The organism is Curtobacterium sp. NPDC092190 (assembly GCF_044755625.1).
In the GTDB taxonomy this organism is placed as follows: domain Bacteria; phylum Actinomycetota; class Actinomycetes; order Actinomycetales; family Microbacteriaceae; genus Curtobacterium.
In genome coordinates this window covers 506,786-531,030 of the sequence record NZ_JBIVRJ010000002.1, presented here as the reverse complement: position 1 = coordinate 531,030, position 24,245 = coordinate 506,786, and the positions used below count along the sequence as shown (strand labels likewise).

22 protein-coding genes, 1 pseudogene and 1 riboswitch are annotated in these 24,245 nt (G+C 73.2%); of the genes and pseudogenes, 10 read left to right on the top strand and 13 right to left on the bottom strand.

Going from position 1 to position 24,245, the window contains the following annotated elements:
• Positions 1–34: 34 nt before the first annotated feature.
• Positions 35–673, top strand: coding sequence for a TrkA family potassium uptake protein (locus ACIQFY_RS06730; RefSeq protein WP_066655303.1), 639 nt, complete (start codon positions 35–37; stop codon positions 671–673).
• Between the two features lie 95 nt (positions 674–768).
• On the opposite strand, the gene proC is transcribed toward ACIQFY_RS06730, so the two are convergent.
• Positions 769–1,599 (bottom strand): pyrroline-5-carboxylate reductase, encoded by an 831-nt coding sequence (gene proC / locus ACIQFY_RS06725; RefSeq protein ID WP_400338940.1) that lies wholly within the window; start codon positions 1,597–1,599, stop codon positions 769–771.
• Between the two features lie 95 nt (positions 1,600–1,694).
• Here proC and ACIQFY_RS06720 point away from each other — a divergent pair, with 95 nt between their 5' ends.
• The gene (locus ACIQFY_RS06720; protein WP_066655306.1) at positions 1,695–2,651 is read left to right on the top strand and encodes a cation diffusion facilitator family transporter; all 957 of its coding nucleotides are present in this window, start codon (positions 1,695–1,697) and stop codon (positions 2,649–2,651) included.
• A gap of 67 nt (positions 2,652–2,718) precedes the next feature.
• On the opposite strand, the gene ACIQFY_RS06715 is transcribed toward ACIQFY_RS06720, so the two are convergent.
• The gene (locus tag ACIQFY_RS06715; protein WP_251159653.1) at positions 2,719–3,150 is read right to left on the bottom strand and encodes a nucleoside deaminase; all 432 of its coding nucleotides are present in this window, start codon (positions 3,148–3,150) and stop codon (positions 2,719–2,721) included.
• A gap of 75 nt (positions 3,151–3,225) precedes the next feature.
• On the opposite strand from ACIQFY_RS06715, the gene upp reads away from it, so the two are divergent.
• The 6 genes from upp (at position 3,226) to ACIQFY_RS06685 (ending at position 9,644) form a co-directional block, all read left to right on the top strand.
• Complete coding sequence (upp, locus tag ACIQFY_RS06710) at positions 3,226–3,861, top strand: uracil phosphoribosyltransferase (protein WP_066655308.1); 636 nt, start codon at positions 3,226–3,228, stop codon at positions 3,859–3,861.
• 709 nt (positions 3,862–4,570) lie between these two features.
• Positions 4,571–5,341 carry a winged helix-turn-helix domain-containing protein gene (locus ACIQFY_RS06705; RefSeq protein WP_144411342.1) on the top strand — a complete coding sequence of 257 codons (771 nt, stop codon included), beginning with the start codon at positions 4,571–4,573 and terminating at the stop codon, positions 5,339–5,341.
• A gap of 318 nt (positions 5,342–5,659) precedes the next feature.
• Positions 5,660–6,148: a MarR family winged helix-turn-helix transcriptional regulator gene (locus tag ACIQFY_RS06700; RefSeq protein ID WP_400338937.1), complete on the top strand. Its 489-nt coding sequence runs from the start codon at positions 5,660–5,662 to the stop codon at positions 6,146–6,148.
• Entirely contained in the window at positions 6,145–7,494 is a 1,350-nt protein-coding gene (locus tag ACIQFY_RS06695; protein ID WP_400338934.1) for a cryptochrome/photolyase family protein, read from the top strand. Before ACIQFY_RS06700 ends, ACIQFY_RS06695 begins: the two co-directional genes overlap by 4 nt.
• Positions 7,491–8,981 (top strand): serine hydrolase domain-containing protein, encoded by a 1,491-nt coding sequence (locus ACIQFY_RS06690; protein WP_400338932.1) that lies wholly within the window; start codon positions 7,491–7,493, stop codon positions 8,979–8,981. The genes ACIQFY_RS06695 and ACIQFY_RS06690 overlap by 4 nt, the downstream gene beginning before the upstream one ends.
• Positions 8,982–9,071: 90 nt before the next feature.
• The gene (locus ACIQFY_RS06685) at positions 9,072–9,644 is read left to right on the top strand and encodes a TetR/AcrR family transcriptional regulator (RefSeq protein WP_144411343.1); all 573 of its coding nucleotides are present in this window, start codon (positions 9,072–9,074) and stop codon (positions 9,642–9,644) included.
• A 221-nt stretch (positions 9,645–9,865) separates the two neighbouring features.
• Here the strand turns inward: ACIQFY_RS06685 and ACIQFY_RS06680 are convergent, their stop codons facing one another.
• The 5 genes from ACIQFY_RS06680 to ACIQFY_RS06660 form a co-directional block, all read right to left on the bottom strand.
• Positions 9,866–10,480, bottom strand: a complete 615-nt coding sequence (locus tag ACIQFY_RS06680; protein ID WP_065960721.1) for a superoxide dismutase — start codon at positions 10,478–10,480, stop codon at positions 9,866–9,868.
• Positions 10,481–10,524: 44 nt separating this feature from the next.
• Positions 10,525–11,034, bottom strand: a complete 510-nt coding sequence (locus ACIQFY_RS06675) for a flavin reductase family protein (RefSeq protein WP_066655321.1) — start codon at positions 11,032–11,034, stop codon at positions 10,525–10,527.
• Positions 11,035–11,165: 131 nt separating this feature from the next.
• Positions 11,166–12,689 carry an MFS transporter gene (locus tag ACIQFY_RS06670; RefSeq protein ID WP_400338929.1) on the bottom strand — a complete coding sequence of 508 codons (1,524 nt, stop codon included), beginning with the start codon at positions 12,687–12,689 and terminating at the stop codon, positions 11,166–11,168.
• A 224-nt stretch (positions 12,690–12,913) separates the two neighbouring features.
• Positions 12,914–13,936: a LacI family DNA-binding transcriptional regulator gene (locus ACIQFY_RS06665; RefSeq protein WP_251159594.1), complete on the bottom strand. Its 1,023-nt coding sequence runs from the start codon at positions 13,934–13,936 to the stop codon at positions 12,914–12,916.
• Positions 13,915–15,978 carry an aldo/keto reductase gene (locus tag ACIQFY_RS06660; protein WP_400338927.1) on the bottom strand — a complete coding sequence of 688 codons (2,064 nt, stop codon included), beginning with the start codon at positions 15,976–15,978 and terminating at the stop codon, positions 13,915–13,917. Before ACIQFY_RS06660 ends, ACIQFY_RS06665 begins: the two co-directional genes overlap by 22 nt.
• Before the next feature lie 136 nt (positions 15,979–16,114).
• On the opposite strand from ACIQFY_RS06660, the gene ACIQFY_RS06655 reads away from it, so the two are divergent.
• Together ACIQFY_RS06655 and ACIQFY_RS06650 are read left to right on the top strand one after the other, a co-directional pair.
• Positions 16,115–16,669, top strand: coding sequence for a TetR/AcrR family transcriptional regulator (locus ACIQFY_RS06655; RefSeq protein ID WP_066655324.1), 555 nt, complete (start codon positions 16,115–16,117; stop codon positions 16,667–16,669).
• Between the two features lie 91 nt (positions 16,670–16,760).
• On the top strand, positions 16,761–16,931 hold the full coding sequence (locus ACIQFY_RS06650) for a hypothetical protein (RefSeq protein ID WP_153257430.1): 171 nt from the start codon (positions 16,761–16,763) through the stop codon (positions 16,929–16,931).
• Positions 16,932–17,212: 281 nt separating this feature from the next.
• Here ACIQFY_RS06650 and ribH read toward each other — a convergent pair whose 3' ends face one another.
• The 6 genes and pseudogenes from ribH to ACIQFY_RS06620 all read right to left on the bottom strand — a co-directional run.
• The gene (gene ribH / locus ACIQFY_RS06645; protein ID WP_066655326.1) at positions 17,213–17,692 is read right to left on the bottom strand and encodes a 6,7-dimethyl-8-ribityllumazine synthase; all 480 of its coding nucleotides are present in this window, start codon (positions 17,690–17,692) and stop codon (positions 17,213–17,215) included.
• Positions 17,693–17,712: 20 nt separating this feature from the next.
• Positions 17,713–18,336 (bottom strand): annotated as a pseudogene (gene ribB, locus ACIQFY_RS06640) (3,4-dihydroxy-2-butanone-4-phosphate synthase); the annotation flags it as partial.
• A gap of 44 nt (positions 18,337–18,380) precedes the next feature.
• Positions 18,381–19,022, bottom strand: coding sequence for a riboflavin synthase (locus ACIQFY_RS06635; protein ID WP_209685029.1), 642 nt, complete (start codon positions 19,020–19,022; stop codon positions 18,381–18,383).
• 96 nt (positions 19,023–19,118) lie between these two features.
• Positions 19,119–19,252: riboswitch (FMN riboswitch) on the bottom strand.
• A 182-nt stretch (positions 19,253–19,434) separates the two neighbouring features.
• Positions 19,435–21,879 carry a bifunctional lysylphosphatidylglycerol flippase/synthetase MprF gene (locus tag ACIQFY_RS06630; protein WP_400338924.1) on the bottom strand — a complete coding sequence of 815 codons (2,445 nt, stop codon included), beginning with the start codon at positions 21,877–21,879 and terminating at the stop codon, positions 19,435–19,437.
• Positions 21,876–23,204: an alpha/beta hydrolase-fold protein gene (locus tag ACIQFY_RS06625; protein ID WP_326495419.1), complete on the bottom strand. Its 1,329-nt coding sequence runs from the start codon at positions 23,202–23,204 to the stop codon at positions 21,876–21,878. The genes ACIQFY_RS06630 and ACIQFY_RS06625 overlap by 4 nt, the downstream gene beginning before the upstream one ends.
• Before the next feature lie 171 nt (positions 23,205–23,375).
• Positions 23,376–24,245: LPXTG cell wall anchor domain-containing protein (locus ACIQFY_RS06620; RefSeq protein WP_400338921.1), on the bottom strand; the 870-nt coding region annotated here is incomplete at its 5' end.

Sequence of the window (24,245 nt, the reverse complement as noted above, 5' to 3'; positions counted from 1 at the left end):
CCCCGTCACCGGAGCCGTCAGCCACGACGCCCCCGTGCTCGTCCTCGGCCTCGGCCGCTTCGGCGCCGCCACCGCCGGTCAGCTCGAGCGCCAGCACCGCGAGGTCCTGGTCGTCGACACCGACGCCGGCCTCGTCCAGAAGTGGTCGGACCGCGTCACCCACGCCGTGCAGGCGGACGCGACGGACATCGACGCCCTGCGGCAGATCGGCGCGCAGGACTTCGCGATCGCGGTCGTGGCCGTCGGGTCGCACCTCGAGTCGAGCGTGCTCATCACCTCGAACCTCGTCGACCTCGGCATCCCGCAGATCTGGGCGAAGGCCGTCAGCCGCTCGCACGGCACGATCCTGTCCCGCATCGGGGCGAACCACGTCGTGTACCCGGAGCGCGAGGCCGGCGAACGGACCGCGCACCTGGTGTCCGGTCGGATGCTCGACTTCATCGAGTTCGACGACGACTTCGCGGTCGTCAAGATGTTCCCGCCGCGCGCCGTGCGCGGCAAGGACCTCGCCACGACCGTCATCCGGACCCGGCACGGCCTCACGGTGCTCGGCATCAAGTCGCCGGGCAGGGCGTTCGTGCCGGCAACCCCGGACAGCGTCATCGGCGAGGACGACGTCATCATCGTCTCGGGGACCGAGACCGACCTGGAGCGCTTCGCCGCGCTCGAGTAGCGACCCGACGTCTGACGGGAGGCCCGTGGCGGACACGGCCACGGGCCTCCCGTCCGTCCCGTGGTCACGCCGGACGGACCGACCGGCACCCGCGGTCAGGACGCGGCGATCTCCTCGGCCCGGGCGATCGCGGCGCGCGACGCGCGGGTGAAGGTGCCGGCGAGGTCGGCCTCCTGCAGGACGGCGACCGCGCGCTCGGTGGTGCCCTTCGGACTGGTGACGGCGCGGCGCAGGTCGGCGGGCTCCCGCCCGGGCGCGGCGAGGAGTTCGACGGCTCCCCGCACGGTCCCCTGCACCATCGTCGCGGCCTGCTCCGGGGTGAACCCGAGCGCCTCGGCGGCCTGCTGCCACTGCTCGACGAGCAGGAACACGTACGCGGGCCCCGATCCGGAGACGGCGGACAGGGCGTCGAGCTGCGACTCCGGCACCTCGATGACCTGTCCGGACGCGGCGAACACGCTCGAGGCGATCCCGACCGCGTCGTCGTCGGCCGTGGACCCGGCGCTGATACCGGTGACCCCGTGGCCGACGCCGATCGGGGTGTTCGGCAGCGCCCGGACCACACGGACGCCCGCCGGGACACGCGCCTCCATCGAGGCGAGCGTGGTGCCGACCGCGACGCTCACGACCACCGCACCGGGGTGGAGCGACGCGGCGACCTCGTCGAGGACCTCGCCGATCATGTAGGGCTTGACCCCGAGGACGACGAGCCCGGCCCCGCGGACGGCCTGCCGGTTCGCGTCCGGGTCGGTCTCCGTCGCCGACGCCTCGAGCCCACGCTCGCGCCATGCCGCCGCCGACGCTCCGGACCGGGTGGTGAGCGTCACGGTCGCGGGGTCGAGGCCGGCGGCGAGCAGTCCCTCGAGGACGCTGCCGGACATGGAGCCGACGCCGAGCATGGCGGTGCGGGGCAGTTCGATCGTCATGGTCCCGACCCTACCCAGCGCCCACGCCTAGGATCGGTCCGTCAGGGGGCCGCCTGCGGTGCGGGCCCGGTGCACGGCAGGGAGAAGGGACACCCGTGAGCGCTTCGGGAGGCACGAGGGCGATCGTCGCCGCACTCGCCGCGAACGTCGGTATCGCGATCGTGAAGTTCGTCGCGGCCGCGATCAGCGGGTCCGCCGCGATGCTCGCCGAGGGCGTGCACTCCCTCGCCGACTCCGCGAACCAGCTCCTGCTCCTGCTCGGCGGCCGCCGTGCCCGCCGCGCAGCCGACCAGGAGCACCCGTTCGGCCACGGCCGCGAACGGTACGTGTACGCGTTCGTCGTCTCGATCATCCTGTTCACCATCGGCGGCGTGTTCTCGTTGTACGAGGGCATCGAGAAGCTCGCCGACCCGCACCCGATCACGAACTGGTGGCTCCCCGTCGCCGTGCTCGTCGTCGCGATCGGCCTCGAGGGCTTCTCGCTCCGCACCGCCCTGCGCGAGGCCCGTCCGCACAAGGGCTCGCAGTCGTGGGTGCAGTTCGTGCGTCGGGCGAAGGCCCCGGAGCTCCCCGTGGTCATGCTGGAGGACACCGCGGCGCTGACCGGTCTCGTGTTCGCACTGCTCGGCGTCGGGCTCACCGTGCTCACCGGCAACGGGGTGTTCGACGCGATCGGCACGGTCCTCATCGCCCTGCTCCTCATCGCGGTCGCCGTCGTGCTCGGCATCGAGACGAAGAGCCTGCTCGTCGGCGAGGGCGCGAGCGTCGCCGACGTGGAGCGCATCAGGGCCGCCGTGCTCGACGGTCCCGAGGTCGAGTCGATCGTGCACCTCAAGACGCTGTACCTCGGGCCGGACGAGCTCATGGTCGGCATGAAGGTCGCGGTCGACGGGGACCGTCGGCTCGGCGACGTGGCCGCGGGCATCGACACCGTCGAGCAGCGCATCCGCGCCGCGGTGCCGGTCGCCCGCGTGATCTACGTCGAGCCGGACGTCCTCCGGACCGGGCCGCGGCCGCCCACCGAAGCGATCGTCATCCGCGCCGCCGACTGAGCGCAGGCCCGTCGAGGCAGGCCTGTCCGGACAGAGCCGTCCGGGCAGGGCCGTCAGGGCAGAGCCGTCAGCGGCGCTCGTGGAAGAACGCATCGAGCAGGTCGGCACAGGCCTGCTCGCGCACGCCCGCGACGACCTCGGCACGGTGCGGCAACCTCCGGTCCCGCGCGATGTCGTAGACGCTGCCGCTCGCCCCGGCCTTCGGGTCCCAGGCACCGAACACGATCCTCGGCACGCGCGCGGCCAGTGCGGCACCGGCGCACATCGGGCACGGCTCGAGCGTGACGACCAGGGTGTGCTCGGCGAGGTGCCAGTCCCCCGTCGCCTCGGCCGCCGCCCGCAGCGCGAGCACCTCGGCGTGGGCGGTCGGGTCCTGCCGGGCCTCGCGTTCGTTCCGGCCGACCGCGACGACCTCGCCCGCAGCGTCGAGGACGACGGCACCGACCGGCACGTCCCCGGTCGACAGGCAGGCACGCGCCTCGTCGAGCGCTCGGTCCATCGCCGCGGTGAACGGTCGTCCGGCTGGGTGCTCCACGCGTCGATCCTGCCCCATCGGCACGGTACGCTCGACACCATGCGAGTCCACGTCGCCGACCACCCGCTCATCACCCACAAGCTCTCGGTGCTCCGCGACCGGACCACACCCTCCCCGACCTTCCGTGCGTTGACGGAGGAGCTCGTCACGCTGCTCGCCTACGAGGCCACGCGCAGCGTCCGGGTCACCGCCACGCCGATCGACACCCCCGTCGCGCACACGATGGGTGTCGCGATCGCGAAGCCCCGTCCGCTCGTCGTGCCGATCCTGCGCGCCGGGCTCGGCATGCTCGAGGGCATGGTCAAGCTCGTCCCCACCGCCGAGGTCGGCTTCCTCGGCATGGCCCGCAACGAGGACACGCTCGAGCCGCAGACCTACGCGGAGCGCCTGCCCGACGACCTGTCCGGTCGGCAGTGCTTCGTGCTCGACCCGATGCTGGCGACCGGTGGCACGCTGGCCGCCGCCATCGACTTCCTCTTCGACCGCGGCGCGGAGGAGGTCACGTGCGTCTGCATCCTCGGCGCACCCGAGGGCCTGGCCGCCGTCGAGCAGGCCGTCGGTGACCGCAACGTGAGCATCGTCCTCGGCGCCCTCGACGAGAAGCTCGACGAGAACGGCTACATCGTCCCGGGTCTCGGCGACGCGGGCGACCGCCTGTACGGCCTGGCCGAGTAGCACCCGCTCCCCCGACGCCCCCGTCGACCCGGCTCCGGCCGTGTCGACGGGGGCGTCTCGCGTCTTCGGCGCTCGCGCGGGACGGTGTCGTCGTCGCGAGACGCCGCCGACTCGACGAGACACCGCCGCTTCCGGGTGCGTCTCGCGCGAAGGGCGGCGTCTCGCGCGAGAAGCGGCGTCTCGCGCGCAGACCGCGTCACGCGCACCGCGCCCCGCCCACGCGACGGCGGACGGGAGGCCCGTGGCGGGCCGGCAGCGCGCCTCCCGTCCGGCAGCGGGGTCCGCCCGACCACCGGCTGTCCGCTCTCGTCACCGTCCGTGCGGACGGTTGACAGCGCCTTGGTATACCGCGGATACTCGTCCCATGACTGCAACCGTGTCCTCCCGAGTCCTCTCCGAGGCCCTGGGGAACGCCGGCACCATGATGCCGGCGTCGGCGGTCATGCGTTGTCGAATGTGTGCCTGATCGGTACCCGTTCCAGCCGGATCCCCCGCGACACCACCCCGGTCGCGCGCGTGTGATCCCCGGGTGACAGCACCTCGGCGACGCCCCCACACCGCGTCCCGTCGGAGCGCAGACCACCCGTACCTCCCGGGAGGCCCCGGTCCACCGCAGGACCGCTGGGCGACACGGCGATCAGCCGTACCCGGACCGACGCACTCGACACCGCACGGTGCACCGCACCGCAGCCCCGCCCGGAGAACCGCCATGTCGCTCACGATCCCCCAGCCCCGCACCGCCCTCCGTCCCGCCACCACGGTGCCGACCGACCTCGGCACGGTCACCCCGATCCGTCCGCGTCGCACGCCCGTCGCCCCGCCGGTACCGAGCGGGATCCCGACCAGCCCGGTCGTCGCTCCGCAGCGGAACCGGGCGCTCCCGGAGGGCACCGAGGCGCGTGGCTTCGCGCTCTACGTCGGCATCGACGAGGCCGCGGCCGCTGCCGCCGGGACGAGCCTCGCGGCCGTGGTCGAGCAGCTCAAGGCCCTCACCGCCCAGCTCGTCCCGTCGTCGGAGACCTACGCCGCCGTCGCCGTCGCCGCCGAGGGGTCCGGGGGCCGCGACGTGGACGTGGTCCGTCTCGCGCTGCAGGACCGCTCCGCCGTGGCCGCCCGCAAGCAGGCCGAGAAGCCCGAGCCCGAGGAGACCGGTGTCGTCATCGACATCTCCCGGAAGCGCGTGACGCTCGACGGCGAAGCCGCTCCCCTGACCTACAAGGAGTTCGAGCTCCTGCAGTTCCTCGTGCTGCGCGAGGGCCAGACCGTCGACCGTGCCGCGATCATCGAGGGCCTGTGGTCCGACGACGAGGACGAGACCCCGAACGAGCGCACCATCGACGTGCACGTGCGTCGGCTGCGCTCGAAGCTCGGTGCGTTCGAGGAGATCGTGCGGACCGTGCGCGGCGTCGGCTACCGCTTCGACCGGCACGCCGACGTCGCGGTGCGCTACGCCTCGACGCCGTCGCCCGACCTCTTCTGATCTGCTCCGACGACGTTCGGCGAACTCGCAGCGAACGGAGCCCGGACACGCTGGCGCGCCGTTACCTCGCCGTTATACAGTCGGAGTCGCAGGCAGTGTTTGCTGTGGCACCGCCTGCGGAATGTGATTGCAGGACACTCTTGGTGCAAGGGAGAGGGCCGGTCGCTCAGAAGGCGACCGGCCCTCGTCACGTCCCGGCCCTCGTCACGTCCCGGCCCTCGTCACGTCCCGGCCCGGTCCGCTGTCCCCCGCGACCCGACCGGTGTCACACGCCCCTCGGTAGTGTGGACCGACCGTACGACCGGAGGGACGACGACCGTGGACGACGTACGCCGCAGCGACAAGGCGACCGCCGTCGCGGCCTGGGAAGCCCTGTTCCGGGCACAGGTGACCGTGATGCGCGCACTCAACACCGACTTCCCGGGCGGTGAGATCTCCTTCAACGAGTACGACGTCTGCTTCAACCTGTCGACGCAGCCCGGACGACGCTGCCGGATGCGCGACCTGACCGGTCACCTGCTCCTGACACAGCCGAGCGTGAGCCGCCTCGTCGACCGCCTCGCCTCGCGCGGCATCGTCGAGAAGCAACCCGACCCGTCGGATGCGCGCGGCGTGATCGTCGCCCTCACGGCACACGGCTTCGACGTCTACCGCTCGGTGGCGGTGCAGCACGCGCAGACCATCGCCGACCAGGTCGGAGCCGGACTCGACGACGACGAACTCCGCACCCTCACGGAGCTGTGCACGAAGCTGCGCACCGCAGCCGGCGGTACCGGTCCCCGTCCGGCCGAGGCGGTGTCCGCGTGAGCGGCGCGGTCGTCTGGCTGCGCGAGGACCTGCGGCTCGGCGACAACCCGGCGCTCCGTGCCGCGATCGACCACGGCGGCCCGGTCACCGTCGTGGTCGTGCTCGACGAGGAGTCCGCGGGCATCCGTCCCGTCGGCGCCGCGAGCCGCTGGTGGCTCCACCACTCCCTCGCCGCCCTCGACGCCGAACTGCGGTCCCGGCACTCGCGGCTCGTCCTGCGCCGCGGGAGTGCCGCGCGGGTGATCCCCGAGGTGGTCGCGCAGGCCGGGGCGGACGCCGTCTACTGGAACCGTCGGTACGGCAGGGTCGAGCGCGATCTCGATGCGGGGATCAAGAGCGCCCTGACGGACGACGGCACGGAGGTTCACAGCTTCGCGGCGAACCTGCTCTGGGAGCCGTGGACGGTGCTCACCGGTCAGGGCGAGCCGTTCAAGGTGTTCACCCCGTTCTGGCGAGCGGCACAGGCCATGCCCGAACCGCGGCACCCGCTGCCGAAGCCGCGCGACCTGCCCGCTCCTGCGGACGTGGACTCCGACGACCTCGACGACTGGGCACTGCTCCCGACGGAGCCGGACTGGGCCGGCGGCCTCCGCGACGCGTGGGAGCCCGGCGAGGCGGGGGCGCACCGCAAGCTCGAGCAGTTCGTGCACGACGCGCTCGAGGACTACGGCCAGCGTGACGAGCCCGCGATGGCGGCGACCAGCGACCTGTCGCCGCACCTGCGCTGGGGCGAGGTCAGCCCGTACCAGGTGTGGCACCGCCTGCACGGCGAGCTCGAGCCCGAGCAGCGCCGCCAGGCCCCGGCGTTCCTCCGCCAGCTCGCGTGGCGGGAGTTCAACTGGAACGAGTACTTCCACTGCGACGACATCGCGACCGTGAACGTCCGCCGCGAGTTCGACGCGTTCCCGTGGCGTGACGTCGACGACGACGAGCTCGACCGCTGGCGGCACGGGCGGACGGGCTTCGACCTCGTCGACGCCGGCATGCGGGAGCTCTGGCACTCGGGGGCGATGCACAACCGCGTCCGGTTGGCCGCGGCGAGCTTCCTCGTGAAGAACCTGCTCGTCGACTGGCGCATCGGCGAGCAGTGGTTCTGGGACACCCTGGTCGACGCCGACCCGGCGAACAACGCGGGCAACTGGCAGTGGGTCGCGGGCTCGGGCTTCGACGCCGCGCCGTACTTCCGCGTGTTCAACCCCGACCGGCAGATGGAACGCTTCGACCCGCACAAGGAGTACGTGCGGCGCTGGGTCCCCGCGGACGAGGAACGCCCCGAGCCGATGGTGGACCTCAAGGCCTCCCGGCAACGTGCACTGGACGCCTACGACCAGATGCGTCGCGCATGACGGTCCCGCGCGACGTGCTCGCCGAGGTCGACGCCCTGTTCGCCGCGCGGGTCGCCGACCGGGTCGCGCCGAGCAGCGTCTGGGGCGTGTTCGACCGGGAGGGCCTGGTCGCGTCCGGAGGACACGGTGACCGAGGCGACGGGAGCGCGCCCGACGCCGACACCGTCTACCGGATCGCGTCGTGCACCAAGAGCGTGACCGCGGCGACGCTGCTCACCCTGGTCGCCGAGGGGTCCGTCGCCCTCGACGACCCGATCACCACCGCCGTACCCGCGTTCGCCGAGGTCGCCCTCCCGTCGCCGGACGCCCCGGTGCCGACGCTCCGGATGCTCCTGACGATGTCCGGCGGGCTGCCGACCGACGACCCGTGGGCGGACCGGCAGGAGTCGATCGACGACGACGCCCTCGACGCCCTCCTCCGGGCAGGGCTGCTGTTCGACTCCGTCCCGGGCACCCGCTTCGCGTACTCGAACACCGGTTACGCCCTGCTCGGGCGCGCGATCGCCCGAGCAGCCGGCACGCCCTACGCCCGGGCGGTGACGGACCGCGTGCTCCGGCCGCTCGGACTGACCGACACCGTGTTCAGCGCCGCCGAGGCGCGCGGTTTCGTCGTCGTCGGCCAGCGCGACGACGACGGGTCGTGGACCCCGCAGCCGATGACCGGGCCGGGCGCGTTCTCGCCCATCGGCGGACTCTTCTCGACCGTCCGCGACCTGGCGCGGTGGGCCCGGTACCTCGCGTCGGCGTCCACCGCAGCGCCGGAGGACGGGCCGGTCTCCCCCGCGGACCGTCGCGCGATGCAGCAGGCGATGCGGATCGTGCCGTCCTCGGTGGTGCCCGCGGCGAAGCGACCGACGGCGTACGGGTTCGGACTGTTCGTGGAGCAGGACGACCGCGCGGGTGAGATCGTGTCGCACTCCGGCGGCTACCCCGGCTTCTCCGCGCACGTCCGGTGGTCGGTGGAGCACGGCCTCGGCGTGGTCGCGTTCGAGAACGCCACGCAGGCGAAGGTCTCAGCGCCGGCCGAGCGGGCACTCGACCTGCTGCTCGCCGCGGCGCTCGACGCCGATTCGGCGGCGCCGGCGGCCGCCACCACCACGAGCGGATCAGCAGCCGCGCCGGGCGTCCGTCAGACCACGGAGGCCACGCACACCGCGCGTCGGGCCGTCACCACGCTGCTGCAGGCCTGGGCGGACCCGGCCGTCGACGACGACAGCGCGGCAGACCTGGGCGCCGCCGTCTGCACGCCGAACGTCCCCCTCGACCGCCCGTGGACCGCTCGACGGCGCGCTCTGCTCGAGTCCGCGCACGCCGTCGGTGCAGACCTCGCCGCCGCACCGGTCGACGAGCAGTCCTCGGTGCCGTCGCACCTGCGCTGGTGGCTGCCCGGCAGCGCCGGCCGTCTGCGGATCGAGATCCGGCTCGCCCCCCTCGCGGCGGGTCGGGTGCAGAGCCTGACGGTGACGCCGGAGCGTGCCGAGGACTGAACCACGCGGACCGGCCGGTGATCGGCTAACATTTCAGGTGATCGTGTGCGCACGGTCGCCGACCGATCACTCGACCTCGCGGGAGACGCCATGCCCAGGAGACCCGACCCGACCCTGAAGCCCGCGATCGTCGCGAAGGTCGCCCGGCACCTGCAGGACACCAAGCTCGAGGACGCCTCCGTCCGCAGCCTCGGCCGGGTGCTCGGCACGAGCGCGTACCCGATCGTGTACCACTTCGGTTCGCGGGAGTCCCTGATCGACGCCGTGGTCGACCACCTGTCCGTCGACCAGGACCGGGCGCTCGACCCCGCCGCCGAGCCGTGCGCGCTCACCGACCACCTGCTCGCCGTCTTCGGCGGGCTCGACACCCCGGAGCGGCGACTCGCAGCCCGTCTGACGTTCGAGCTCGGCTGCGTCGAGGGCCTCGACGGCCGTGACCGCCAGCAGCGGCTCCACCGACGACGGGTCGACGAGCTCGCGGCCTGGTGCCGTGCGCACGGCCGGTGCGGGACGGACGCCGAGCGGACTGCCCGGGCGGTGGTCGCTGCGGCACGCGGTGCCCAGTGGAGCGCACTCGTCGACCCCGACCGCTCGGACGTGGACGGCGCGCTGCGGGCGATCGCCGAGGAGCTCGCGTCGTCCGTCCGCCTGGCGGCCGCCTGACGGCCACACGGCACGACGGACGGACCGGCACCGTCGGATCGAGCGGCACCGTCGGACGGACCGGCACCGTCGGACGGACCGGCGCCGTCGGACCGACCGGCACCGTCGGACGGATCGGCACCGTCGGACGGATCGGCACCGACAGACGGACGGGAGGCGCGGTGCCAGCCGGCACCGCGCCTCCCGTCCGTCAGCCGGTCAGCACGTGACCGGCAGCCGCGTCACAGGGTGACGAACGACTGCGACTTGGCGTTCGCGAAGCGGGCCGCGACGTTCTCCCAGTCGACGATGTTCCACACGGCCTTGACGTAGTCGGCCTTGACGTTGAGGTAGTCGAGGTAGAAGGCGTGCTCCCACATGTCGAGCATGAAGATCGGCACGACGCCCAGCGGCACGTTGGCCTGCTGGTCGAAGAGCTGGAAGGTCACGAGCTTCTGACCGACCTGGTCCCACGCGAGCACCGACCAGCCGGAGCCCTGGATGCCGTTGGCGACGGCGGCGAACTGCGCCTGGAACTGCTCGAACGAGCCGAAGAACTCGTCGATGGCGGCGGCGAGCTCGCCCTCCGGGACCTTCGTGTCGGGACCGAGGTTGGTCCAGAAGATCGAGTGGTTGACGTGGCCGCCGAGGTGGAACGCGAGGTCCTTCTCGAGCTTGTTGATCGCACCGAAGTTGCCGGACTCGCGCGCCTCGCCGAGCTGCTGCAGCGCGGTGTTCGCACCGGTCACGTAGGCCTGGTGGTGCTTGTCGTGGTGCAGCTGCATGATCTTGCCGCTGATGTGCGGCTCGAGGGCGGCGTAGTCGTACGGCAGCTCGGGCAGGGTGTACTCGGCCATTCGAGGTCCTTTCGATCTGGGGTTGGTGGAGCGGGCTCCGCGGCTCAGGAGAGCCGGGAACGTTCGGAGAGGGAGTGGAACTCCCGGTTGTGGTAGACGAGCGGCTCACCGTGCGCCTGACCCACCACGATGTCGAGCACCTCGGCGACGACGACGGTGGACGAGCCGATCTCGGTCGTCGATCGCGGTCGGCACCGCAGCGCCGTCGCGGCGGCGGGCAGGTACCGGTCCCCGGTCGGCAACGTGCCCCACATCGGGTCGTCCGCTGCGGGGCTGCCGGTCGCGGCGAACCGCTTGGCGAGGCCCACGCTGAGCGAGTCCACGAGGTGCACGACGAAGACGTCCGCACCGAGCACGACGCCGGCCGAGCCGGACTTGGTCGACAGCGAGAAGACGAGCACGGGTGGGTCGACCGCGACGCTCGCGACGCTGGAGGCGGTCAGGCCCGTGGGACCGTCCGGCCCCTCGGCGGTGATGACCGCGACACCGGCGGGGTGTCCGCGGAAGGCGGCCTTGTACGCGTCGGCGGTCGTGGCCGGGGCTTCGTCGGGCATGGCAGTCGTGGTGTTCCTCCGGGTGGGATCGGCCGCGGCTGCGCGGCCACCTCCCAACGTAGGACCTCGACCGGGGTTCCGGTCAACGATTCCCAGCTTCGTCCGATCCCGGGCGCGCCGGACGACCCGGCTCAGTCGCGCTTGAGCATGACCACGGAGGCCGCCGCGGCGACGAGCATGAGCACCGCCGCCACGGCGCCGGTGATCGTCACACCGGAGTCGAACGCCGCACGAGCGCTCTCGAGCAGCGCCTGACCGGCCGAGCCTCCGAGGTCGGCGGCGGCCGACACGGCACCGCCGAGGGTCTCCTGCGCCGCCGTCCGGGCCGAGCCGGCGAGGGCGTCCGGCACCACGACGTGCGACCGGTACGCGGTCGCGAGGATCGTCCCGAGCACGGCCGTGCCGAGCACCGCGCCGATCTCGTACGCGGTCTCGGACATGGCCGACGCGGCACCGGCCTTGTCCGCGGGGGCCGTCGAGATGATGAGGTCGTTCGTGACGGTCTCGGACGCCCCGATGCCGATGCCGAGCAGCACGAAGGCGAACGCCAGCGCGACGATCGACGCGTGGTGTCCGAGGACCGAGACCATCGCGTACGCGGCGGCCGAGAACGTCAGGGAGACGGCCACGACCCAGCGGGGTGCCACCCGCGCGACGATCGGCACGACGACGAGTCCGGCGACGATGGTGAGCACCGAACCGGGCACGAGCACCAGACCGGACGCGAAGGGGTCGAGCCCGGCGACGAGCTGCAGGTGCTGCGCGATGAAGAACAGGAAGCCGGTGAGCGAGAACATCGCGGCCATGTTCATGAGCACGCTGCCCGTGAACGCGGTGCTGCGGAACAACCGCAGGTCGAGCATGGGCGCGCGGGAGCGGAGCTGGCGGCGGACGAAGGCGATCCCGCAGAGCACGCCGACGGCGAGCAGCGCGATCGCGAACCCGCGCTCCTCGGGGTGCACGACCGACTTGATCGCCCAGGCGGTCGGGGCGAGGGCGCCGAGCGACAGGAGCATGCTCGGGACGTCGACGGGGCCGGGCTGCGGGTCGCGCGACTCCGGCACGGTGAACGGCACCGCGACGAGCATGACGACGAGGATCGGCACCGCGACGAGGAACACCGCACCCCAGTGGAAGTGCGCGAGCAGGACGCCGCCGACGAGCGGACCGAGTGCGTTGCCGGCCGCGAACATCGTCGACCAGACGGCGAGCGCCATCCGCCGTTCCCCGGCGTCGACGAAGACGTTGCGGATGATGGAGAGCGTCGCCGGCATGAGCATCGCACCGAAGACCCCCATGACGGCGCGGGCTGCGACGAGCATCCAGGCCTCGGTCGCGAAGGCCGCCGCGACGGACAGCAGTGCGAATCCGGTCGCGCCGATCACGAGGATCCGGCGTCGCCCGATGCGGTCGCCGATGCTGCCCATCACGACGAGCAGGCCGGCGAGCACGAGGGGGTAGGCGTCGACGATCCAGAGCTGGGTCGTCGCGCTCGGGTCGAGGGCGCGCGCGATGGTCGGCAGCGCGAAGCTCAGCACGGTGTTGTCGACGGAGATGAGCAGCACCGGCAGCATCAGGACGGCGAGCGCCGCGAACCGTCGGGCGCGGCTGCCGGTGACGGCGGTGGCGACGGGGCTGGTGAGCAGAGTGGACACGGTGACTCCCTGGGGAACGAGCCGGACCAGGTCGACGGCGGACACTTTCGGTGGGGCAGACGAGACGGGACGCGGAAGTCGTCACGCGCCCCGTCAGGACTCCATGAGTGTACCGTCTGGACGGTTGTGGTTGCAAGTGCAACCAACGGGCGGACGGGAGGCCCGTGGCCGGACCGCCACGAGCTTCCCGTCCGCCTTCCGCTCCCGTCGGCGGCCGTGGGCACTCAGGCGGACTCGCGCACCAGCAACCGGTGGCGGACGGTGCGCTGCACCGCCGCGCCGGAGCGCGGCAGGTCACCGGCGAGCATGCCGATGGCGAGGTCGAGGGCCTCGCGCGCGACCGCGTCGAGGTCGACCGCGAGCGTCGTGAGGGTCGGCGCGACGAGCGTGCCGATCGCCAGGCCGTCGACCCCGACCACCCGCACGTCGCCCGGCACGTCCACCCCGGCCCGGCGGCAGGCACCCAGGACCCCGAGCGCCATGAGGTCGTTGAAGGCCAGCACCGCGTCGACGCGACGGAAGCGCTCGAGCGCCCTGGTCGTCATCGCCGCGCCCAGCTCCGAGGTCGGGGCGTCGGCGATCGCGATCTCGGGCAGGTACCCACGGCGCCGGAGGGCGTCGAGCATGAGCCGGCCACGACCGCTCGGACGGCCGGTGTCCGACGCATCGACGATCACCGGGTGCCGGACTCCCGTGTGCACGAGGTGGTCGGCGAGGTCCTCGACCGCCTCGGCGGGGTCGATGCGGACGGCACCGCGGAGGACCTCGCCGGCAGGGTCGAGCTCCACCACGGGGACGGTGCCCAGGCGCTCGATGAGCTCGGGCGCCCGGGCACCGAGGTAGCCGAGCACCACGTCCGTCTGGACCCCGAGCGCCTGGACCGCGCGGTCCGAGTCGCCCGCGAGCCCCGCGTCGGCCAGCATGACGTCCCATCCACGACCCGCCGCGAGCCGGAGCACCGCCGCCGCGAGCTCCGGCGAGTACGGGTTCCGCAGGTCGTCGACGACGAGACCGAGCTGCCGGTCGCCACCCGTGACGAGCCCACGGCCGAAGCGCGACGGGCGGTAGTCGAGCGCCGCCGCCGCCGCGAGCACGCGCTCCTTCGTCGCCGGGCTGATGCCGTACAGGCCGTTCACCGCGCGGGTGACCGTCTGGCGCGAGACCCCGGCCGCGGCCGCGACGTCGTGGATCGTGGCGCGCGCCGGGGTCCGGCCGACGGTGCGGCTCAGGCGCGCAGGTCCAGCCACGCGACCTGCTCCGCGCTGAGCTCGACCGACAGCCCCGTCATCGACGAGCGGGCCTCGGCGATCGTGCGCGGCCCGAACAGCGGGAACGTCGGGAACGGCTGGTGCAGCACGTACGCCAGGGCGATCGCCGTCGCCGGCACGCCGTACTGCTCGCCGAGCTCACGGGCGCGACGGAGCCGCTCGAAGTTGTCGTCCGAGTAGTAGCAGCGCACCAGTTCGGCGTCGCTCGTGTCGTCCGGGGCTGCGCGGCCGGTGAAGAACCCGCGGGCCTGCGACGACCACGGCAGCAGCGGCACCTGGCGCTCCTCGAGCCAGCGCTTCGACGCCGGGTCCGTGGCGTGCTCGCAGCCGTCCCACGGCACGTCGTACGCCTCGGCCAGGCCGAAGTGGTTGCTGAGGACCTCGAAGCCGTGCTTCCCGTTCGCCGCCGCGTAGGCGTTCGCCTCGTCGAAGCGCGCCGGCGTCCAGTTCGATCCGCCGAAGACGCGGATCCGGCCGGCGCGACGGTGCTCGTCGAGGACGTCGACGAACTCCCCCACCGGCACGTCCGGGTTGTCGCGGTGCATCATGTAGATGTCCGCGTGGTCGGTGCCCTGGCGCTCCAGGCTCTCCAGCAGCTGCCGGGTCAACGACTCCGGGTCGCAGTACGGCGTGTGCGCACCCTTCGTGATGACCACGACGTCGTCGCGGATCCCGCGGTTCTGGATCCACTGGCCGAGCCGACCCTCGAGCACCCCGCCGCCGTAGACGTAGCCGGTGTCGAAGACGTTGCCGCCCTGCTCGACGAACATGTCGAAGATCGCGCTCGCGTGGGCGAGGTCGGGCTGGTTGTCGACACCCATCACCAGGCGGGACATGCGCTTGCCGACGCCGGGGACCTCGCCGTAGCGCATCGGGGCGTCGTCGCGGACGCGCAGCGGACGGCCGCTCACCGTCGGGACGTCGGCGGTCTCGGCCTCGAACGGGTAGCGCAGGCCGATCGCGGCGCGCCAGCGGTCGAGCGTGCGGGCGGTGGCGAGGCTCTCGTCCAGGGTCATCTGCGCCGCCTCGACCGCGCCTGACGCCAGCGCCGCCGTGGTCGCGTCGGCCTCGAGCGCGTAGGGCTGCGCACCGGCGAAGGACAGCGTGTGGGGCTCCTCGTCGACCGTGTGGACGGTGATCGTCGGGTCGGCGGAGAGCGTCCACGGGTCGGTCAGCACGATGCGGCCGCGCGAGCCGTGCACCGTGACGGCGTTCTCGTCCTGCACGCGGACGCCGGTGCGGACGCTGGCGGTGGTGCCGTCGCGGTAGGTCAGGTGCGCGACCGTCCACTCGTCGACGCCGGTCGGCCCGAGGGTGCCGGTGGCGGTCAGCTCGACGGGCTCGGCGACAGCGACGCCCGTGGCGGCCTGCACGACCGCGGCGGCCATGGTCACCGGGTACCCGCCGACGTCGAGGATCCCGCCGCCGGCCGTGGCGACGTCGAACAGCCGACCGGTGCGCTCCCCGCTGCGGAACGCGAAGGACGCGTCGACGTGCACGACGTCACCCACGACGCCCTCGCGCACGAGGTCGAGCAGTGCGACGGTCTGCGGGTGGAAGCGGTACATGTACGCCTCGACCAGCGGCAGTCCGGCCTGGCGGGCGGCGTCGGCCAGGGCCATCGCCGTGCCGTGGTTCGGGGCGAGGGGCTTCTCGCAGAGCACGGCCTTGCCGGCGTCGAGGGCGCGGAGCACCAGGTCGGCGTGGCCGGTGTGCACGGTCGAGACGTACACCGCGTCCACGGCGGTGTCGGCGAGCACGGCGTCGTACTCCCCCGCTCGGACGTCGGTGAAGCCGTGGTCGGCCGCCTCGTCCGCGAACGCCTGCGCCCGGTCGGTCGAGGAGCTGCCGGCGGCCACGAGGGTACCGGTGCTCGCGGGCAGCTGGGAGAGGAAGCGGCGGGCGATGCCACCCGGACCGAGGACGGCCCAGCCCGCTCTGGTCGGGGCCGGGGTCGCCGAGCCGTCCGTCCCGGGGCCGTCGGCGGGCGTGCTGGAGGGGGTCGCGGTCTGCGCTGACATGCGGATCCTGTTCGTGTCGTGAACCTTCACGGTCACGGCGACGCTAGCCGCGCAGATGCTGCGGGACAACCCGTTCGTGAACGTTCACGGAACCCGGCGGTCGTCACGGTCCGGACGGTTCCCTAGACTCGTCCGCATGGCAAGTGCCCGAGACCGTGTCCTGGACAGCTTCGTCGCCATCGTGTGCGAGGAGGGCGAGCGTCCGGCGACCCTCGACGCCGTCGCCGCGCGGGCCGGTGTCTCGAAGGGCGGGCTGCTCTACCACTTCGGGTCGAAGGCAGCGCTGGTCGAGGGGCTGTGCGAGCGCCTGTCCGACCTGTCCGCCATCGACGTCGACCGCATGCGCGACGCCGAGGACGGCGCTGCGCGCTACTTCGTGCGCAACTGCCTCTTCGTGGGCAGCGAACTCGACCTCGCCCTGCTCGCGGCCAGCCGGCTGCAGCAGGCCGGGTACGAGGAGGCCGGGCGCACCCTCGACGAGACCGAGAACGCGTGGCTGGAGACCCTGGTCGATGCGCTCGGGGACGTCCCCACGGCGCAGGCGGTCAAGTTGCTCGGCGACGGGCTCTACCACCAGGCGTCCCTCGGCGCCGCGATCGCGACCGACGTCCGCCCGAACCGCGGCACCGTCGACATGGACGCCCTGCTCGCGGTCGTCGACCGGCTCATCGCGACCCGGCCGGCAGCCTGACGTCGGCGTCTCCCGGACGTCCGTGAACCGGTCCGCTCCTTCCTGGGGATAGACTGGTCCCGATCCACCCGCTCGAACCGGAGGTACCACCGTGGGCCGCGTCATCGCCGCTTTCTTCTCGATCCTGCTGCTGCTGGTGTCGATGTACCTGTTCGGGTTCGCGTTCCAGGTGCAGTCGGGGCAGGCCTTCGTCTTCATGGGCGGCCTCGTCCTCATGAGCCTCTCGTTCTTCCTGCCGATCCACGTCTTCGGCAAGAAGTAACCACAGCCGTACCGCGACGGCCCCGCACCTCTCCGGAGGGTGCGGGGCCGTCGTCGTCCGTGCGGGCGCCGTGGCGGACGGACGGGCGGTCTGGACGACGGTCGGACGGGCGGTCGGACGGGCACGAGCACGTCGTGGTTGCAACTGATCCAGCACAACGGGAAGCACCTCGCGCCACGCAACTGCGTGGCGCGAGGTGCTTCCCGTTGCGCGGTGGGCGCGAGGAGGTGACCCTGACGCCCCGCAGGGCTCGTGCCCGCTCGGCCGCTCCTCGTCGCGGGTCAGGCCATCTGGCGCAGGCTCCGCAACGAGAGGGCCGTGGCGATCGCCGCGTGCGCGGCCTCGGCGCCCTTGTCCTCCTTCGACCCGGGCAGACCGGCGCGGTCGATGCCCTGCTGCTCGTCGTCCAGCGTCAGCACGCCGAAGCCGACGGGCTTGCCGGTCTGCAGCGCGACGCTCGTCAGACCGTCCGTCGCCGCACTCGACACGTACTCGAAGTGCGGGGTGCCCCCGCGGATGATCACCCCGAGGGCGACGACCGCGTCGAACCCGCTCTCGAGCGCCGCCTTCGCGACGACCGGCAGCTCGAAGCTCCCCGGCACCGGGACGACCTGTGCGGTCGCGCCGAGGCGCTGCACCTCCCGCTGGGCTCCGGCGAGGAGGCCCCCGGCGATCGTCTCGTGCCACTGCCCGGTCACGATCGCCACCCGGACGCCCGTCCCGTCGACGTGGTCGCGCTCCGCCGCTCCTGCTCCGCTCATCGTGTCGTTCCCTCCTGGGGTGCGGACTCCGCCGCCGCCCGGTCTGCCGCCTCGAGCCACTCGACGAGTGCGGCGATGGTGATGACGGGCACGCCCTCGCGCGCCCCGAGTTCGACGAGGCCCGGCAGACGCATCATCTCGCCGTCCTCGCCGACGATCTCGCAGATCGCCGCCGCGGGCCGGAGCCCGGCTGCGGTGACCAGTTCGATCGCGGCTTCGGTGTGCCCGGCGCGTTCACGGACGCCGCCGGGTCGGGCCCGCAGTGGGACGACGTGTCCCGGGCGGTGCAGGTCGTCCCGGACCGAGGTCGGGTCGGCGAGCACCCGCAGCGTCCGTGCCCGGTCGTGCGCGCTGATGCCGGTCGTCACACCGACCGCAGCGTCGACCGTCACCGTGTACGCGGTGCCGCGGACGTCCTCGTTGTGCGCGACCATCGGGGGCAGGTCGAGCGCATCGGCGATCTCGGCGCTGACCGGGGCGCAGATGAAGCCCGACGAGTGCGCGACCGTCCACGCGATCCACTCCGGCGAGGCCGTCTCGGCGGCGAGGATCACGTCGCCCTCGTTCTCACGGTGCTCGTCGTCGGCCACGATCACCGGACGCCCGGCGGCGATCGCCGCGACCGCGTCGGCGATGCTCGACAGGTGCGGCCCGACCGCCTGCTCGGCGTGCGGGGCGTCGACGGCGCTCACCGTGCCTCCGGGACGAGAGCCGTGGCGGCGTCGAGCCGGAGCATGCGGCGGACGTGTCGCGCGAGGACGTCGGTCTCGATGTTGACCCGGTCGCCGGGCACCCGGGTACCGAGCGTCGTGGCCTCGAGTGTCTCCGGGATGAGGCTGACCTCGAACCAGGCATCGGTCGGCGGGACGTCCTCGGCGGAGACGGCGCTGACCGTGAGCGAGACGCCGTCGATCGCGACCGACCCCTTGTCGACGACGAGCGGGCTGAGGTCGGGGGCGAGCGAGAACCGGACGCGCCGCCAGCCGTCACCGTCGGCGGTCTCGAGCACCGTGGCGGTGCCGTCGACGTGCCCCTGGACGATGTGGCCGCCCAGTCGGTCGCCGACCGAGGCCGCTCGCTCCAGGTTGAGTCGATCACCCACGTCGAGCGCGCCGTGCGCGCTCATGTCGAGCGTCTGCTTCATGACGAAGGCGGTGAAGGTCTCGTCCGTCTGCTCGACCACGGTCAGGCAGACGCCGCTCGTGGCGATGGAGTCGCCGTGCCGCGCGTCGGCGACGACCTTCGGGCCGCGGACGGTGAGCGCGACGGAGTCGCCGTGCTGCTCGACGGCGGTGACGGTGCCGAGTTCCTCGATGATGCCGGTGAACACTGGTGTCCTCTCAACGGGACTCCGGGGGTGCTCGACGATCGTCGGCATGGACGGACGGGTCGTGGCACCCCGGGTACGAGGGCACGTCCTGTCCGCCTGCGCTTCCTCCCGTCCGGACTCTCACCGTCGGTCCCGGAGTTCCGCCGGGTCAACATCGGCGGGGTTCGCACCCTGCGTCAGCTCGTGGACTGTCACCACCGGTTCGGAATTGCACCGACCCCGGAGCGCTTGCGTGACTGAAATGATACCCCACACACCGGGCGCCCGTCCGGGGCCGTTGCCCCGTGTGACGCGGAGATGCCTGCCGGGCACGGGACGGACGGGAGGCGCGGGGCGGCGCCGCCACGGGCCTCCCGTCCGTCCCGTGGTGCGTGCGGGACGCTGGCGTCGGTCCGACACGGCCGGACCGGTCTCAGCTCCGCCCGCGGACCAGCGCCACCGCCTGCCGCAGGGACAGGTCCGGCAGGTAGGCCCGCACGACGGCGACACCGATCGCCGGGAGCGCCACCGGGTCCGGGTAGGCGAGCACCAGCGGGTGCAACTCCGGCCCGAACTTCGCCTTGAAGCGCAGCAGCGAGCGGAACCCGTAGACCGGTTCGAGCACGCCGCCCACCAGGTCGAGCAGGTCCTGCACACCCTCGCCCGTGGGGGCACCCTCCGCGGACTGCGCAAGCGGTGCGGCGGACAGGCTGAGCCGCTCGACGCCGTCCTCGCGCATCCGCTGCGCCGCACTCGCGACGAGGAACTCCATCACCCCGTTCGGGGCCGCGCCCGTGCGCCGCATCACGTCGAGCGTCCACCCCACGACCCTGCCGGCCCGGTGGCTCGGCAGCCAGCTCGTGACGGCGAGGACGGTGCCCTCGGGGTCGAGCGCGACGAGCGTGCGCACCGCCGGGTCCCGCATCTCGTCGACGCCACCGAGCGTGAAGCCCATCTCGGGCAGCTCGCGCTCCGAGACCCACTCCTCGGAGATCGCCTCGATCTGCCGGACCGTCGCCGGGGGCAGGTCCTGCCACGAGGACCACAGGGCGGTGATGCCCTCGCGGTCCGCCTTGTTCACGGCGGTGCGGACGTCCTGCTTCTTCTTGCCGCTCGTGGTCCACGTGCGGGGGTCGAGGTCGGCGTCCTCCGCGACCGGCAGCGTCTCCCACCCCTGCGCGGTGAGGGTCCCGGCGGCCTCGGTCCCGATGCCGTAGAAGACGGCGGTCCAGCCGTTGTCGTCACACCACCGCGCGAACGCGACCATCGCCGCGTCGCGGGCGTCCGGCCACCCGAAGGGACCGCCGACCGTCACCGCGACCCGCCCGTTGCGGCGGAACGCGACACCGGCGCGGCCGTCCTCGCTGAACCAGTACGCGTTAGCCTGCCAGGTGGTCATCCACCCGAAGGTGTCGCCGCCGGCGGCCTCGAGCAGCGTGCGGGCGCGGAGTCGGCTCTCGCGGAGTCCGTCGACGTCGGCGTCCGGCTCGACGGCGCCCGTGGGACGGACGGCGGCACCGGCCACGACCAGCCAGAGCACCGGGCCAGCGGCGCCGAGCACGAAGCGCAGCGCCGGGTCGAGGGACGCCAGCCGGTCCCAGAACACCACGGGCGACAGCGGGCCGAGCGCCGCGACGACGAGCCGCAGCGGGTCCGCGACCGTCTCGCGCGTGGACGCCGCGGTGACGAGCACGACGGTCGTCACCACGCCGAGTGCGACGAGGACGACCACGGCGAAGGTCACGACGCGTCGCCGTGCGGGCAGCACCGTGAACGAACGGCGGAGCAGCACGAGCACGAGCGCGGTGGCGAGCGGCACGACGACGGAGGCGGTCACCGAGACGGTGACCACGAACCGGTTCTCGGCCCCGTGCAGCTCCGCCGCCCCGGCGGGCAGGAGCCCGTAGGTCACGGCGGCCGCGACGGCGAGCACGACGTCGACGACCACGGCGAGCCAGACCGCGAAGCGACTCCCCCGGAACAGCCCGAGGCCGGCGACGAGGAGCACGAGGAGCGGTGCGACCGCGAGCACGAGCGTCCACGGGTCGGTGGCCCGGTACGCCAGCAGCCCCCGCAGGCACTCGCCCGACGCGCTGTCCGCGTGGCAGCCGTGGACGGGGGTGACCGGCCCGGTGCCGACGACGGCCGCGAGCGGGGCCAGGAGCCCGACGCGGGCGCGGGAGAGGAGCGCGATGACCGGACCCACGGCCGACACGAGGACCACGGTGCCGAGCAGGACCCGGGTCTCGCGGTGCGAGCTCCTGGTCCAGCCGATCCGGGCGGGGCCCCGGCGGAGCAGGTCGCCGAGCAGCCACCCGGCCGCCGCCGCGAGCGATGCGTAGAGGTCCGAGGCGTGTCCGGCGTACAGCAGCAGCGCGGCGACGACGGCGACGACGTTGACCCGGATCCGTCGGCGCCACAGCGGGCCGGCGAACGCGCTCGCGGTGACGATCGTCCCGACGATGGCCGTCCACGGGTCGAAGCTCGTCGCGCGTCCGAGCAGCAGCGCGCCGGCCGCGCGGCCGTCCTGGTCGACGAGGGCGGTGAGGGCGCCGAGCCCCGTGCCGACGACGGTGGTCACGACGAACGCGAGGGCCGTCCGCCTGCTGCCCATCAGTCGCTCCGACGCCCCGACGAGCGCCACGACACCGGCGAGGGTGAGGACGAGCGCCAGCGCCCCGGTGGTGACGGCGAAGACCCGGAAGGGTCCGAAGTGCACGGTGTCCAGGGAGCCGGTGTGCCCGACGACGCGGACGACGAGGCCCGCGATCGAGGTGAGGAGCACGAGGACGACGACGACCGCCGTGACCGGGTGCCGCCGGGTCGACCTGACGATCCGCGACCCGAGGGCGGCCGCTCCTGACGTGGTCCTGCTCACAGCGCACCGTCCTCCTGCGGGAGACCGAGGTGTGCCAGGACGACCGGCAGTCCGTGGGCCAGCACGTACCGCACGGTGTTCCAGTCGTGCGCCGAACCGGGCGACACGATGACCTGCGTCTGCATGCCCGCACGGACCGCTGCGGCGTGCAGGGTCTCGGTCGACGCCCGGTAGGGGGCGTCGTCCTGACCGTAGCCGAAGACGGTGAGGTGGTCGTGGTACGGCCCGTGCGCCGCCATGATCGCGACGGGCGCCGCGGCACGGTAGGCGGCAGCCGAACCACCGAACGCCAGCGCGGTGCTCCGCTGCGCGTCACCGGTCACCGGGGCGAGCTCGCTCGAGATCGCCAGGGCGGCACCGAAGACGTCGGGGTGCTCGGTGGAGAACTGCATCGTGCACGTCGCGCCCTGCGAGAACCCGAGGATGCCCCAGGCTCCTGCTCCGCTGGCGACCGGCAGGTGCCGCTCGATCCAGTGCACCGTGTCCGTCATGACGTAGGTGGCGCTCCTGCCGAGGCGCCGCGAGTCCACGCACATCGGGTTCCGGTTCGGCGCCGCGAGCTGGTCCGGCGACACGACGATCGGGGCGAGGCCGTGGTGCGCGGCTGCGTAGCGGTCGAGGAAGCTGCCGAGGTCGCCGGTCTGGAACATGTCGGCCGGTTGCCCGGGCTGCCCGGAGAGCGCGACGAGGACGGGCAGCCGCGGCGGGTGGGCCACCTGTGCGGCCGGCGGGAGCCAGACCACTGCCTTGCGCGCCCGGAAGTGCGACACCGTCCCCGGGATCGTCACGCTGATGGTCTCGCCCTTCGACGGCATGCCCGCCGGCGCGTGCCAGTCCGCCGCGTCGACCTCGAGGTGCGACCCCGGGTCCGACAGCGGCGGCAGGTCCCGGCTCCGGTAGGGGTTGGTCGCGACGGCCTGCTCGATGTTCTTGTAGAACCCGAAGTCCACGTTGACGCCGAGGCCCGCCGACAGCACGAGCGCACCGGCAGCGGCGACGGCGAGGACCCGTGCGAGCCACCCGCCCTGCACCGCCACGACGAGCAGGAGCGCCACACCCGCGAACGCGAACGCCACCCACATCCGGGTGACCGGGGTGAACTGCACGCCGAAGTCGTCCTGCACGTCGCCGGTCCACCACACGGCGACGAGGCCGATCGCCGCTCCGACCGCCGCTCCCCCGACCCGGACCGCGGCACGACGCAGCCGGTGCCGCTCGTGCACCGGACCGACCAGGACCCACCCGGCGAGGAGGGCTGCGAGGACGTACACCGGGACGAGCAGGCGGCTGCCGGTGATCGGGACGCGGAGGAGTTCGTGGAGCACGGGTTCATCGTGGCCCCGCACCGCTGCCGCACAGCCTCGGAAGCGCTTCCACTGCGCACAGGTTGGGCACTGATTGCTCCCAGGGATGCTCCAGGCGCTCCACAGCGGCATCCGGTTCGCGGACACGGGTCGGAGGGGCGCCGCGGACGACGCCCCTCCGACTCCCTGGTGTCAGGCGGTGCGCCTGCGGAGCACGAGCACGCCGGCTCCGAGGAGCAGGAGCAGGAACGCGATGCCCGCCGGGACCGTCTGCGAGCCGGCTCCGGTGTACGCGAGCTCCGGCTGCGCCGCCGGCGCAGCAGCGGCGGTCGTCCCCGTCGAGGACGCCACGGTCGACCGGGAGGCGCTGGTCGCCGTGACCGCGCCGGCCGCGGTGACCTCCGTGCTCGCGACCGGGACGGTGGTCGCCTCCGGCACCGAGGTGCCGGGGGTCGTCCCGCCCGTCGTGTCACCGGGCGTCACGCCCGGGTCCGTGCCGGGGTCGGTCCCCGGGTCCGTACCGGGTTCGGTTCCCGGGTTCGTACCGGGGTCAGCGCCCGGGTCCGTACCGGGGTCGGTACCGGGGTCGGTACCGGGGTCCGTACCGGGGTCGGTGCCCGGGTCCGTACCGGGGTCGGTACCGGGGTCCGTCCCCGGGTTCGTGCTCGGAGTCGTGGTGCTGGTGCCGTCACCGACGATGCCGATGCCGTTCCCGCCGACGGTGATCGGCACGCTGATCACGGGGATCACCTGCGTCCCGCCGAGCAGACCGCCGTCACCGGAGGTCGTGCCACCCGCGACCGGGGTCGAACCCGAGCCGGTGCCGGTCGTGCCGGTGCCGGTGCTGGTGCCGTCTCCGACGATGCCGATGCCGTTCCCGCCGACGGTCACCGGGATCGAGACGACCGGGGCGACCTGCGTCCCGGAGCCCACGCCGCCGTCACCCGACGTCGTGCCACCCGCGACCGGGGTCGAACCCGAACCCGAGCCGGTGCCGGTCGTCCCGGTGCCGGTGCTGGTGCCGTCACCGACGACGCCGATGCCGTTCCCGCCGATCGTGAT

Coding starts and splice junctions, on each gene's coding strand:
- proC (WP_400338940.1), bottom strand. CDS start 1,599: ATGACGATCGAACTGCCCCGCACCGCCATGCTCGGCGTCGGCTCCATG.
- ACIQFY_RS06715 (WP_251159653.1), bottom strand. CDS start 3,150: ATGGACCGAGCGCTCGACGAGGCGCGTGCCTGCCTGTCGACCGGGGAC.
- upp (WP_066655308.1), top strand. CDS start 3,226: ATGCGAGTCCACGTCGCCGACCACCCGCTCATCACCCACAAGCTCTCG.
- ACIQFY_RS06705 (WP_144411342.1), top strand. CDS start 4,571: ATGTCGCTCACGATCCCCCAGCCCCGCACCGCCCTCCGTCCCGCCACC.
- ACIQFY_RS06690 (WP_400338932.1), top strand. CDS start 7,491: ATGACGGTCCCGCGCGACGTGCTCGCCGAGGTCGACGCCCTGTTCGCC.
- ACIQFY_RS06685 (WP_144411343.1), top strand. CDS start 9,072: ATGCCCAGGAGACCCGACCCGACCCTGAAGCCCGCGATCGTCGCGAAG.
- ACIQFY_RS06680 (WP_065960721.1), bottom strand. CDS start 10,480: ATGGCCGAGTACACCCTGCCCGAGCTGCCGTACGACTACGCCGCCCTC.
- ACIQFY_RS06675 (WP_066655321.1), bottom strand. CDS start 11,034: ATGCCCGACGAAGCCCCGGCCACGACCGCCGACGCGTACAAGGCCGCC.
- ACIQFY_RS06660 (WP_400338927.1), bottom strand. CDS start 15,978: ATGTCAGCGCAGACCGCGACCCCCTCCAGCACGCCCGCCGACGGCCCC.
- ACIQFY_RS06655 (WP_066655324.1), top strand. CDS start 16,115: ATGGCAAGTGCCCGAGACCGTGTCCTGGACAGCTTCGTCGCCATCGTG.
- ribH (WP_066655326.1), bottom strand. CDS start 17,692: ATGAGCGGAGCAGGAGCGGCGGAGCGCGACCACGTCGACGGGACGGGC.